The following is a 10,205-nucleotide window of genomic DNA, read 5'->3' on the forward strand; positions in this document are numbered from 1 at the left end:
TAACAGTGAATCGAAACATATTTAGGGATGAAGCGAACAGAGTCACCTCTTTTGGGGGGGAATAATGTTACAAAAGTTACACTTGCGGAAAAGTGTACTTCTGTAACATTTACTTTTACTGGTTTTTCCCTGGTGTTGACTAGACTAGCGTTGTCGCCTGACTCTTCTGGTCAGGTTTTTTTATCAACTAATGCTGATTATTATACGGATACTGATACGGGACGATAGTTGTACTAAGGTGCAATGATATATAGCACTTTAAGACAGTCAACGGAGACGGTGAATGCAGTCGAATTTCAAAAAGAGTGAAGAGATAATCGAAATACTGCGTGATTATATCGATAGAAAACTCATCATTTATGACTACCCAAGATACGTCTATATGGTGATCAATAAAAAGAATCCAATCGTATTTTGCGTCTCGCTTTAACTCTTCATCTTCATTTAGTCATGGTTTCAATTTTTCTATTTGATTGGTTCGCGATACCTTACCGATGCGACGGATAATCCGATAAGGTATGCCCTATTCGAGGTTGATCTACTCATTCGTCGTTTCTACATACTGTATTACCTGCGCAGCATTATAACCCTATGGTTATAATGCTCTTAATACAGCGACGGTGAGCCTGGTGGGCGGGTTTTAAAGCGGCGATGTAACCACAGATATTGCTCTGGCGCGCGCATGATTTCTTTCTCGATAACTTTGTTCATATAGCTGGCAGCTGCTATCTCATCGTCAAATGGATAGTCTTCCAACTCAGGCTGGATCAGCAGGTCATAACCACTGCCATCCGTTTTGCGCAGTAAAACCAAGGGTAACAAAGCCGGTTTTGCCAAGCGGGCTAGTGTAAAGGTGCCGCTGGTGGTGGCCGCCTGCTCCACGGCGAACAATGGTGCAAATACACTGCCACGCGAGCCATAATCCTGATCCGGTGCAAACCATACCGCTTCACCTTTTTTCAGTGCCCGCACCATGCCACGCAGATCTTTACGGTCAAGCATGGCTTTATTGGAACGCATCCGGCCCCAGGTTTGTACCAGTTCCATCACTTTATTGTTGTGCGGGCGATACATCGCCATCATCGGCTGGCATTGTCCCATTGCCCGACCACCCAGTTCTAGTGACATAAAGTGTACACCAATCACCAATACGCCCCGATGACCTTCCTGAGCTTTCTTCAGGTTATCCAGACCGGTAACGGTAAACCAGCGTTTCACTCGAGCATCGGGCCAAAACCAGGCCATACCGGTTTCTATCAGCCCCATACCTAAAGATTCAAAATTACCAAGGATAGTGCGTTCGAGGGTCTGCTGGTCCATATCAGGGAAGCAAAGCTCCAGATTACGCCGGGCTATGGAGACCCGACGTTTAAGAAAGAGCATTGAAGCGCGACCCAGCCACATCCCCAATTTGTTTAACAGTGGGTAGGGGAGTTGAACTAACAGGAACAGGGTACCAAGGCCAAACCAGGTTAGCCAATAGCGCGGGTGAAGCAGTGAAATATGGAATTTCTGCGACTTTATCATATGAACTCTACCGTTATGCATTAAGTGCGAACGTGTAACGCATATGGATGTAACTCGATAGCGGTACATATCTCCAGACACTGGTGGTCAACTATCGTTTTAGTCAATACGACAATTAACACAATTTTTACATTAAAAGCGGGGATCTCGTAGGAAACTAGCGTAAAGCAGGCTGCCTGTAGCAAGGGCAACCTCTGACGGATTATATCATAACCGTGGCAAATGAAAGGAAAAGATCAGCGCACAGCTGTGTTGGTTGAGTTATCTCGACATACGTTGCGTTATTGAACTGTATAGGGGAGGCTAACATGTGTTGCGGATAATGATTTTTGCTAGTATCAGAAACGAAAAAACCCGCACAAAGGCGGGTTATTTTATTCAGAATGACTTAACTGCTCAGGGCTATCACCTTCATCGCTATCGTAAATCATTCCGAACTATTATTGGCTTTTACAGCGCAATAACGTTTACTGCTGATGGGCCTTTAGCGCCGTTCTCAATAGAGAACTCCACGTTTTGACCTTCATCTAAGGTTTTGAAATCATTGCTCTGGATAGCAGAGAAGTGAACGAACACATCTTTGCTGCCGTCAGCAGGAGTGATGAAACCAAAACCTTTATCAGCGTTAAACCATTTTACTAAACCAGTCATTTTATTAGACATAGAGATACTTCCTTCAATTATTTCATATTGCCGCCATAGGCGAACGGATAGGCTTTGGGCACAACTTATGGGGGCACTTAGAAGGAATTTCGCGGAGAAGAGGTATCTGTCTGATAACGCTAATACGGAGAACTGCTTTACTAAAACTGCTTGCATAAATGTTACTGTCAACCGGGTACTGCTTTCTTGATTTATTTGGGGAGCGGCTACACTGCTCGGGTCTGGCCGTCATCGCTATCGGCAGCCTACTCCCCTAATCACACTGTATTACAGAGCGACTACGTTTACTGCTGATGGGCCTTTAGCGCCGCTCTCAATAGAGAACTCAACTTTTTGGCCTTCATCTAAGGTTTTGAAATCATTGCTCTGGATAGCAGAGAAGTGAACGAACACATCTTTGCTGCCGTCAGCAGGAGTGATGAAACCAAAACCTTTATCAGCGTTAAACCATTTTACTAAACCAGTCATTTTATTAGACATAGGGATACTTCCTTCAATTATTTTTGCCACAATAGTGTAGCGAACGTGGTCTGTCTTTCAGAGGATAACTTACTTAGGCACTTAGGAGGAGACTCACGGAGAAGGAATATCTTTGGATATGCTTTAACTGAGGACTGCTTTACTAAAACTGCTTTCATAAGGTCTGTGTTCCAAACCGATGAAGCTATTAAACCACAACGCATTCCCTGCGGCAACCTAATATTTGACATTAATAAGTTGTGTCAATGATTTTTCATCTATAAAAATACCACGAATTAAGTTTTTAATGTTATTAAACAAGTGATTATACTGATTAATATAGGCAGATAAATTATTTGATATTTTTTGTATTTGGCTGCTAAAAGCCGGAGGAGGGCCTCCGGCTTTTGAATTTAGCGAGGAGAAACAGTCACGGTACCGCTACGATCGCTGGCAATCATGACACGTTGACCTGCACCGAAACGGGTTGGACCTTGCGCCTGCACGACGACAATGCTGCTGCCATCATCTCGGCGGATTTCCAGTTGCACACCTTCACTGCGGTTCATCGCGCTTTGTACACCCTGACCCGCCATACCGCCGGCAACTACCCCACCAGCTGTTGCCAGGCTATTACCACGGCCCCCACCGATAGTATTACCCAAGAACCCGCCAACCACGGCACCACCAATGGCACCGGCAACGTTATTTTCACTGCCACCCTGGATAGTGACCGGACGTGCGGAGACCACGGTACCGTAAGTTACCGTTTGTACCTGTCGTGCCTGAGATGCAGTGAAAGTATCACCAGACGCGGTTCTGTTGTTGGCACACCCACTTAATACGGTAGCTGCAAGCGCTACGGCAATGACCAGCTTATTCATAATCAACCCCTATTTATTCAGTACAAGTCAGACATCCACTAATAATCATCAAATACTCTATACCCGCCATAACTTCAAGCCGCATGTGTGTTGGCTTCCTTCATTTACCCCAGTCACTTACTTATGTAACCTCTTGGGGAGTCACTCTATTGTCGCCTTCCTGCCACTCGACTTATTTAGGGTATAGCTAGTTGTTAATAATGACTATAGCCTGATTAGTATTCATTTGAGGAGATAAATATAGAGCAGACTCTTGGTATCATCATTTCAATAAAAAAGGCACTAACCAATTAAGGAAAGCGCCTTTTTAAACAACAAGTTAACTGACTAGTATCAGTTCATGCCGTATTCTATAAAGTGCTGTTTTTTATGGTTTAATATGGTTCGCCGTTGTTCATATAACTTTTTGATATTTATTAAGTATTAGCATATTCTTGTTCATACTCGTTTACGCTTGTTTATTGAGGTGCGGAGAACGGTGTAGTCTATGGTGTAGTCTGTGCAACGTATGAACTGAGATTTCTATGGCTGGTGGAACGAACAAACTTAGTGATTCAACGCTGAGAAAAATAGTAGGTCGGGAAAGTCCAAGCGATAATTTTTACGCTGATGGCGATGGCCTGAGCATCAAAGTAACTAAGTCCGGTGTTATGACTTGGTTTTTTGCTTATCGCTTGGGTGGTCGAGAGGTAAAACCCCAACGCCTGAAGCTGGGAAACTACCCGGATATGAGTCTTAAGTTGGCGCGTGAGAAGCGTGAACAGTGCCGTTCATGGCTCGCAGACAGTAAAGACCCCAAGTACCAGTTAAACCTCACGGCAGCAGAAACCTTGAAACCTGTCACTGTTGAGGATGCTTTAAAGTATTGGATCAAGGAATACGCCACCGGCCACCGCGCTAACGTCGAACGACACAAAGCCCAGCTCGAAAAACACATATACCCTTATATCGGCGCTCTACCACTGTCACGGTGCGAAACCCATCATTGGTTGGAATGCTTCGACCGCATGAAGAAAGACACGCCTGTAGCTGCTGGTTACGTTTTTCAGATGTGTAAGCAGGCTCTCAAGTTCTGTCGAGTACGGCGCTATGCTATTAGCAACGCTTTGGACGATCTGACCATACCAGATGTAGGCAGCAAGCAAGATAAAGGCGATAGAGACCATACAGACGACGAGATCGGACAAATTTGGAGGGCTAGCCAGCAACTTAAGTTTAAACCGTACTATGCCGCCATGTTTCGACTGCTGGTGGCGTTTGGTTGCCGAACCCAAGAAGCCAGATTATCTACCTGGTCAGAGTGGGATTTAAAAAAATGGGTATGGACTGTTCCAAAAGAGCATAGCAAGGGTGGTACGAAAATAGTTCGCCCGGTACCAGACGCAATAAGGCCATTCATTGAGGATCTATATCGTCAGCATAAAGACAGTGGCTTACTGCTTGGTGAAATAAAGCAATCAAGTGCTGTGAGCGCTTGGGGGCGTTTGGTCTGGAAACGCTTAGGCCATGCCGAACCTTGGTCACTTCACGATATCCGACGAACGTTCGCTACTAAATTAAATGATCTGGGTGTTGCCCCACATGTTGTCGAGCAGTTGCTGGGCCATACGATGCCGGGAGTGATGGCAGTATATAACCTTAGCCAATATATGCCAGAGAAGCTGGTGGCGCTGAATATGTGGTGTGAGCGTTTGGGACTGCTGGCCGGTGAACATGATAATGTTATTTTGTTGCAGGTGAAGAAATGAAGAGAATCAATTCAAAAATAGATTTGCCGAAAGAATTTAACTTAAATAAATATAACGCATTATCAACTATGTCTGATAAGGATTTATTTAGGCAGGTTTATAGTCGACAGGCATACTTAGGGGGGGTAGGCAGTTATGATTCCAGTACGTATTTTTTAGAATATGGCGAGTTATTACCGCAACCTTTTGATAGTCGTGATCCTTTCGATGAGTTTGACATGTCAATGCCGGAAGAATATTACGATTTCAATGGCGGTAGAGAGCGTTTGGCTAATTATCAGAAGAATATTGATACATCAAGAAGAATAACTAATGGCTATGGATTACATGGAGTAACACGACATCAGGTATCATTTTTATCAGAAAGTAATGACACTAACGGTAGTCGGGTTGGGATGCCTTTAATTATTGATAATGAAGAATTTAATGAAGTTTTAGAGTCGGGAGATGAAAATCACGGACTGATAATGGCAAGAATGACGGACTCTATTAGTATGATAACTAATGAGGGGTTATTATTAACTGTCGATTTAACAATACCCGATGAACTTTTAGTTGATGATTTTAAAAAATTATTACCCATTTGGCGTAAAGAGATTGGCATTGAATCTGTAAATGTTCCTTTTAATAATTCGTGGGATGTAATAAGAAGAAAAATAGTAGATTATAATATTATTCCATATATTGATTTAATGGCGTGGTCGATAGACAGTAGATGTACCATCTCCCAAGGAGTGCTTGCTGTATCACTGTTCCCTAGCGGGGAAAAAGATGCATTTGCAATAGCGCAAACAATCAAGCCGTTTGTAGATAAACTAATGAATGAAGAGTCTTTAGAAAAATTCCGAAGAGAAATTTCTAAATAGTTTAATTAACAGATTATTTATCAATTAAAAAATAGTTGTTTTATTACCATCGCTATGCCTAATTAATTATTAAAGAATGCCCTTGTTGAACCAACATAAACAAGGGCGTTTTTCTATGAACAATCAAATAACCAATCTAGACCGCACCGTTCGCGAACCTGAATGCCGTAAATTAACAGGGCTATGCCGAACCACACGTTATCTAATGGAAAGAGAGGGGAGATTCCCCGCACGCCGGAAACTTGGTGGGCGTGCTATTGGCTGGATGTTATCTGAGATTCAGGTATGGCAACAGAACCAGCCAAGAGTAACCACTGATAAAGCATGTGAGGTGGGATATGAAAACTGAAAATATGGCCGCAATCGGTCAGGGACAGACTCACACCAAAATTCAGGAAAGCGATATTAGTTCTTTTGAATTTAAGTCTGTAGACGGGGCATTATTGGCAACGGTGGGGGTAGTGGCCATCAATGACCAGCCTTGGTTTATGGCCTCAGATGTTGCCGTCGCTCTCGGGTACAGCCAGACCCAAGCACTCACCAAGATAGTGGATGATGAGGATAAAAATTCGGCGATCATCCAAAATGGATGTAACTATCAAAATCAATCAGTTATCAACGAATCCGGTTTATATACTGCCGTTATCGGTAGCAACAAGCCAGAGGCTAAGCGGTTTAAACGTTGGATCACTGTCGAGGTGTTGCCGGAAATCCGCAAAACCGGTGGATATCTCCTCCCGACCATGCAAACCAAATTGCCCGATTTTACTGATGAAGTGGCCGCAGCCCGCGCATGGGCGGATGCTCGTGAAGAGGGGTGTAAGGCTCTGGCGCTGAGTTACCAGCAAGCTGAGTATATTCACCACTTGGAAAGTCTGTTTGCTGACGGCTTAACCCCCGTTCAGTTTTGCAAGCGTTTAAACGGCGTTAATACCAGCCGTATCAATGCCTGGCTTTCTGGCAAAAGCTGGCTCTTCGATGAAAACCCTAACGGACGGAATGCCCGCTGGCGCGTGTATGCGTATGCACGGGATCGGTATTTGACAGAAAAGAACACTCGGGTTGCTCACGGTGAGGGTTTTACCGCCTTCACGCCAGTTCTGTTGCATAAAGGTGCCGTGTGGATTTATCGCCATTATCTGAAGGGTGAGTTACCCATGAAAGTAAACTGGAGCGGGGAATATACGCACGATAAGGAATTGGCAGGGGGCGACAATGCAGGGACTGAATAAAACAAAAGCGGCCCTGCAAGGCCGCCAATGTCACTACAGAAACACTAAGCCGAGCCAGATTACCACACTGATCGATCAGGTCAATAACCTTGGGCGAGTAAAGGGATGCTCAGAAGTGAGCAACGGTCATAAGTTAACCGCGCCATTGGCGCAGTTAATTCGAGATACCCGCAAACTTGCTCACACCGGAAATTCCACATATTTAAAATCACTTGCTACCTGGTGGGTATGTCCAGATCTGGATAGACCTATTTACGCCCAACCTATAGGCGTATGCCTACTCCCTCTGTGGGGGTCTATGGCAATGGCTGATACCCAAATAAGGTATTTAGTCGCGGGAGGAATTCCACCCTTGAAACAAAATCAATCTGTTAGCTTTGCTTTCTTGCGCTGGCGGCGTTTGATTTCGCCTTGCAAAGCAGATACTACAAATTGTCCGATGCTTTCGCCTTCCTCTTTGAGTTCTTCAACTGAGTTGGCAATATCGTGTGGGACACGAACATCAAATCTTTTTGATTTTGCATTTACAGATTTTGTCGCCATCACTGGTTTTCCTGTTTATTGGTGTCCGACAATAATACATGTTTTTTTCTGCATTGAAAGTGTTGACTTGTCCGACACCTTGCATCTATTCTATGTCCGACACCTTGATTGTTTCCAAGGCGTAGAAACAGCGAAGCCCGGAAGTGTCTCACCACTAACCGGGCCTCTTACCACCAACGTTAACGCATGTAACGAGGTAGCTATGAAGAATCATATCACACCCATAAGTGGGCGGACTGCTTACACCCTAAATACCGCACGTTCTAAATTCACCTGGTTGTTTATTGGCACACCAACCAATACACCTAACTGCACCCCCATTGTATTACGTACCGAAGCTGATACAGAAACGGAAGCCCGTGAACTTTTCCCCGCGTGGTCGCTGACCTTTGCCGCAAAAATCCGTACTGAGTGTTCCGTCTCTGACCACCGTAGCGGTGTAGTTGTGTTCGATTTAATGGAGGTACGCCATGCGTAAATCAGAAATGACGGTGGCTATGGTAACCCTCCAGCAGGCACAAAAAGCAAGCGCGGTCATTCGTGCACTTCATCATTCTTGGGTAGAGCTTCCGGGCCATGAAGTTGAATTACTGCTTGAAATGTCTTCGGGGTATGCCGACTCAGTAACTGAGTACCTGATCAGCCTTTCAGGCGAGGAGATCAGCCATGCATAAACTAAAGCCCAATGAGCAGATAAACAGACTGAGCGGTGCCGTCAAAGATATGGATTGTCTGTCACGGCAAGCGTTGTCTGAAATCGTAGCCATTACTGATCTGTTGTTGCACTGGATGGAATCACCGGAATGCTACCACCACATAGACAAGGTGGCCGACGCGCTAAATCTCATCTCCTACAGGGCACAGGAAACTATTGATAATGTTGGCCGCGAGGCGGAATCAGTGGGTTGCGAATACATCGATCATGACCGAGAACGCCGCCATGCCGCTGCGCATCAATACAAAATGGGGAGGGGCGAACATGCGTGAACCTATGCCAAATGACCGCTACAGCGACAATCACGGCCTACCGGTCACTGTACAAAACGTTGCTTTTAACCGTGTCACATTCAGTCGTGACGGATATCCAGCCCCTTGCACTGTGCCACTGGTGCGCTTCATTGCTGAATTCACTTTATCGGGAGAGCCTGACCATGCCAACTAATCAAATCAATGTGACAAAGAAGGCCTCTCAGCTTGCATCATTGTTATTAGCTATCAATTGTTCGGATAAGCCGGTAACTGAGTTTGATAAAGAGAATCTGTTCGATCTTGCTATCGACATATCTAATCAGATTGTGAATTACCTCGTCTCAGTAGAAGCAAGTCAGGGAGAAACTAGCCATGTCTGATATTTACCATCATACGATTGTTAGCCATCAGATTTTATGTGAAATGTCTGGCGAGGAACTTTCTTCGTTGAGTAGCTGTAGTGAAGCGGCTTTTTATGCCATCACCAAAGGGCTTACATCAGTAGGTAATCTTATTTCGTCCGCGATTGACAATAAAGACTACGAAGACGAAGAGGCCAGAAGTGATTTACGCAATATTGGCACAATGCTTCAGACATTACCCAGAATTGCGGAAGCCATGGCTGAGAACTGCCGTAGCGCTAGTTACATTATTGGCAGTCGCAACGCAGGGGAGGCAATCAAATGATCAGCACATTGAAATTTAATGATCTGGAAAAGCGTGTTGCTGCTCTTGAGTTGGCTTTAGCGGCTATGCAACGTAAAGGCTCGGTACCGGAAGGAATGGCACCTCTTACCACTCTGGCGGCTGAAATGGGGCTATCCACCAGCAAAGCGGAAGAGCTGGCGAGAAATTGTGGTGTGATGATAGTTCGCCATGGCAGTGGCCACGCAGTACATGAGGCTAAATTCCGTGAGGCAGCTCTGATTGTTATCAAGGGTGCCAAGCGTAAATACGGCAGCAAGTACTGGTATCACCCGCTGATCGGCAAGTTCACCATGTCAGCGAGGCCACAGCTATGAGTAAGCCACAGAAGGTAAGTGTTAACCAATGGCCCAATGAATTGTTTTCCTGTGTCTACCGTTGGGTTAATGGTCGCCCGATTGAGAAGGCTGCGGCGGCAAAAGCCATATTGCAAACGATAGCAGGAACGCCTCTCAATGGTCTGGCGGTAAGACTGGGTTCTTTCGCTATTGGAACTGTTACGCCGGAGTGGTTAGCCGACAAGGGGTTCCATTCAGCCAAATCACCCGAATACGCACGTGAAAAACGCGAAGCGGTAGTACTGGAGTTTATCAGCCGCCCTGATCTGGT

Annotated in this window: 16 protein-coding genes and 2 pseudogenes; 13 read left to right on the plus strand and 5 right to left on the minus strand. The window is 45.1% G+C overall.

Translation table 11 applies throughout. From position 1 onward, the window contains the following. Nucleotides 1-283: 283 nt before the first annotated feature. Nucleotides 284-406, plus strand: a pseudogene (locus AEP37_RS27725) (LuxR family transcriptional regulator); the annotation flags it as partial. A gap of 200 nt (nucleotides 407-606) precedes the next feature. On the opposite strand, the gene lpxP reads toward AEP37_RS27725, so the two are convergent. The 4 genes from lpxP to AEP37_RS13730 form a co-directional block, all read right to left on the minus strand. Further along, on the minus strand, nucleotides 607-1,527 hold the full coding sequence (lpxP, locus tag AEP37_RS13715) for a kdo(2)-lipid IV(A) palmitoleoyltransferase (RefSeq protein ID WP_049613849.1): 921 nt from the start codon (nucleotides 1,525-1,527) through the stop codon (nucleotides 607-609). 450 nt (nucleotides 1,528-1,977) lie between these two features. Next, the gene (gene cspE, locus AEP37_RS13720) at nucleotides 1,978-2,190 is read right to left on the minus strand and encodes a transcription antiterminator/RNA stability regulator CspE (RefSeq protein ID WP_012104384.1); all 213 of its coding nucleotides are present in this window, start codon (nucleotides 2,188-2,190) and stop codon (nucleotides 1,978-1,980) included. A gap of 267 nt (nucleotides 2,191-2,457) precedes the next feature. Continuing rightward, a complete protein-coding gene (gene cspG, locus AEP37_RS13725) occupies nucleotides 2,458-2,670 on the minus strand; it encodes a cold shock protein CspG (protein WP_049613850.1) in 213 nt (70 codons plus the stop codon). A gap of 392 nt (nucleotides 2,671-3,062) precedes the next feature. Next, nucleotides 3,063-3,533 carry an outer membrane lipoprotein gene (locus AEP37_RS13730; RefSeq protein WP_049613851.1) on the minus strand — a complete coding sequence of 157 codons (471 nt, stop codon included), beginning with the start codon at nucleotides 3,531-3,533 and terminating at the stop codon, nucleotides 3,063-3,065. Between the two features lie 524 nt (nucleotides 3,534-4,057). Between AEP37_RS13730 and AEP37_RS13735 the strand changes: the two genes are divergently transcribed. The 4 genes from AEP37_RS13735 to AEP37_RS13750 all read left to right on the plus strand — a co-directional run bounded on the left by AEP37_RS13735 (nucleotide 4,058) and on the right by AEP37_RS13750 (nucleotide 7,379). Then, nucleotides 4,058-5,281 carry a tyrosine-type recombinase/integrase gene (locus tag AEP37_RS13735; RefSeq protein ID WP_049613852.1) on the plus strand — a complete coding sequence of 408 codons (1,224 nt, stop codon included), beginning with the start codon at nucleotides 4,058-4,060 and terminating at the stop codon, nucleotides 5,279-5,281. Continuing rightward, a complete protein-coding gene (locus tag AEP37_RS13740) occupies nucleotides 5,278-6,147 on the plus strand; it encodes a DUF6387 family protein (RefSeq protein ID WP_049613853.1) in 870 nt (289 codons plus the stop codon). Before AEP37_RS13735 ends, AEP37_RS13740 begins: the two co-directional genes overlap by 4 nt. Nucleotides 6,148-6,262: 115 nt before the next feature. Next, the gene (locus AEP37_RS13745) at nucleotides 6,263-6,496 is read left to right on the plus strand and encodes a helix-turn-helix transcriptional regulator (protein WP_049613854.1); all 234 of its coding nucleotides are present in this window, start codon (nucleotides 6,263-6,265) and stop codon (nucleotides 6,494-6,496) included. After that, nucleotides 6,486-7,379 carry a BRO family protein gene (locus AEP37_RS13750; protein ID WP_049613855.1) on the plus strand — a complete coding sequence of 298 codons (894 nt, stop codon included), beginning with the start codon at nucleotides 6,486-6,488 and terminating at the stop codon, nucleotides 7,377-7,379. The genes AEP37_RS13745 and AEP37_RS13750 overlap by 11 nt, the downstream gene beginning before the upstream one ends. Nucleotides 7,380-7,742: 363 nt before the next feature. Here AEP37_RS13750 and AEP37_RS26540 read toward each other — a convergent pair whose 3' ends face one another. Further along, complete coding sequence (locus AEP37_RS26540; RefSeq protein ID WP_041175941.1) at nucleotides 7,743-7,922, minus strand: YlcI/YnfO family protein; 180 nt, start codon at nucleotides 7,920-7,922, stop codon at nucleotides 7,743-7,745. A gap of 202 nt (nucleotides 7,923-8,124) precedes the next feature. Here AEP37_RS26540 and AEP37_RS26545 point away from each other — a divergent pair, with 202 nt between their 5' ends. The 8 genes and pseudogenes from AEP37_RS26545 to AEP37_RS13795 all read left to right on the plus strand — a co-directional run. After that, complete coding sequence (locus tag AEP37_RS26545; protein ID WP_049613856.1) at nucleotides 8,125-8,400, plus strand: host cell division inhibitor Icd-like protein; 276 nt, start codon at nucleotides 8,125-8,127, stop codon at nucleotides 8,398-8,400. Further along, nucleotides 8,393-8,596: a hypothetical protein gene (locus AEP37_RS13765; RefSeq protein WP_049613857.1), complete on the plus strand. Its 204-nt coding sequence runs from the start codon at nucleotides 8,393-8,395 to the stop codon at nucleotides 8,594-8,596. The genes AEP37_RS26545 and AEP37_RS13765 overlap by 8 nt, the downstream gene beginning before the upstream one ends. After that, complete coding sequence (locus AEP37_RS13770) at nucleotides 8,589-8,909, plus strand: hypothetical protein (protein WP_049613858.1); 321 nt, start codon at nucleotides 8,589-8,591, stop codon at nucleotides 8,907-8,909. Before AEP37_RS13765 ends, AEP37_RS13770 begins: the two co-directional genes overlap by 8 nt. After that, nucleotides 8,902-9,084: a DUF4222 domain-containing protein gene (locus tag AEP37_RS13775; RefSeq protein WP_049613859.1), complete on the plus strand. Its 183-nt coding sequence runs from the start codon at nucleotides 8,902-8,904 to the stop codon at nucleotides 9,082-9,084. The genes AEP37_RS13770 and AEP37_RS13775 overlap by 8 nt, the downstream gene beginning before the upstream one ends. Continuing rightward, entirely contained in the window at nucleotides 9,074-9,271 is a 198-nt protein-coding gene (locus AEP37_RS13780) for a hypothetical protein (protein WP_049613860.1), read from the plus strand. Before AEP37_RS13775 ends, AEP37_RS13780 begins: the two co-directional genes overlap by 11 nt. Then, nucleotides 9,264-9,578 (plus strand): hypothetical protein, encoded by a 315-nt coding sequence (locus tag AEP37_RS13785; protein WP_049613861.1) that lies wholly within the window; start codon nucleotides 9,264-9,266, stop codon nucleotides 9,576-9,578. Before AEP37_RS13780 ends, AEP37_RS13785 begins: the two co-directional genes overlap by 8 nt. After that, on the plus strand, nucleotides 9,575-9,913 hold the full coding sequence (locus AEP37_RS13790) for a hypothetical protein (protein WP_042594179.1): 339 nt from the start codon (nucleotides 9,575-9,577) through the stop codon (nucleotides 9,911-9,913). The genes AEP37_RS13785 and AEP37_RS13790 overlap by 4 nt, the downstream gene beginning before the upstream one ends. Beyond that, a pseudogene (locus tag AEP37_RS13795) lies at nucleotides 9,910-10,205 on the plus strand (DNA primase family protein); the annotation flags it as partial. The gene AEP37_RS13790 and the pseudogene AEP37_RS13795, both read left to right, overlap by 4 nt.

It is taken from the genome of Yersinia pekkanenii (genome assembly GCF_001152565.1).
Lineage (GTDB): Bacteria > Pseudomonadota > Gammaproteobacteria > Enterobacterales > Enterobacteriaceae > Yersinia > Yersinia pekkanenii.

Bases quoted from the DNA above. Each gene is read 5' to 3' on its own strand.
- AEP37_RS13735 (WP_049613852.1), top strand. From the start codon at position 4,058: ATGGCTGGTGGAACGAACAAACTTAGTGATTCAACGCTGAGAAAAATA.
- cspE (WP_012104384.1), bottom strand. From the start codon at position 2,190: ATGTCTAATAAAATGACTGGTTTAGTAAAATGGTTTAACGCTGATAAA.
- AEP37_RS13780 (WP_049613860.1), top strand. From the start codon at position 9,074: ATGCCAACTAATCAAATCAATGTGACAAAGAAGGCCTCTCAGCTTGCA.
- AEP37_RS13740 (WP_049613853.1), top strand. From the start codon at position 5,278: ATGAAGAGAATCAATTCAAAAATAGATTTGCCGAAAGAATTTAACTTA.
- AEP37_RS13765 (WP_049613857.1), top strand. From the start codon at position 8,393: ATGCGTAAATCAGAAATGACGGTGGCTATGGTAACCCTCCAGCAGGCA.
- cspG (WP_049613850.1), bottom strand. From the start codon at position 2,670: ATGTCTAATAAAATGACTGGTTTAGTAAAATGGTTTAACGCTGATAAA.
- AEP37_RS13730 (WP_049613851.1), bottom strand. From the start codon at position 3,533: ATGAATAAGCTGGTCATTGCCGTAGCGCTTGCAGCTACCGTATTAAGT.
- AEP37_RS26540 (WP_041175941.1), bottom strand. From the start codon at position 7,922: ATGGCGACAAAATCTGTAAATGCAAAATCAAAAAGATTTGATGTTCGT.
- AEP37_RS13770 (WP_049613858.1), top strand. From the start codon at position 8,589: ATGCATAAACTAAAGCCCAATGAGCAGATAAACAGACTGAGCGGTGCC.
- AEP37_RS13745 (WP_049613854.1), top strand. From the start codon at position 6,263: ATGAACAATCAAATAACCAATCTAGACCGCACCGTTCGCGAACCTGAA.
- AEP37_RS13750 (WP_049613855.1), top strand. From the start codon at position 6,486: ATGAAAACTGAAAATATGGCCGCAATCGGTCAGGGACAGACTCACACC.
- AEP37_RS13775 (WP_049613859.1), top strand. From the start codon at position 8,902: ATGCGTGAACCTATGCCAAATGACCGCTACAGCGACAATCACGGCCTA.
- AEP37_RS13790 (WP_042594179.1), top strand. From the start codon at position 9,575: ATGATCAGCACATTGAAATTTAATGATCTGGAAAAGCGTGTTGCTGCT.
- lpxP (WP_049613849.1), bottom strand. From the start codon at position 1,527: ATGATAAAGTCGCAGAAATTCCATATTTCACTGCTTCACCCGCGCTAT.
- AEP37_RS26545 (WP_049613856.1), top strand. From the start codon at position 8,125: ATGAAGAATCATATCACACCCATAAGTGGGCGGACTGCTTACACCCTA.
- AEP37_RS13785 (WP_049613861.1), top strand. From the start codon at position 9,264: ATGTCTGATATTTACCATCATACGATTGTTAGCCATCAGATTTTATGT.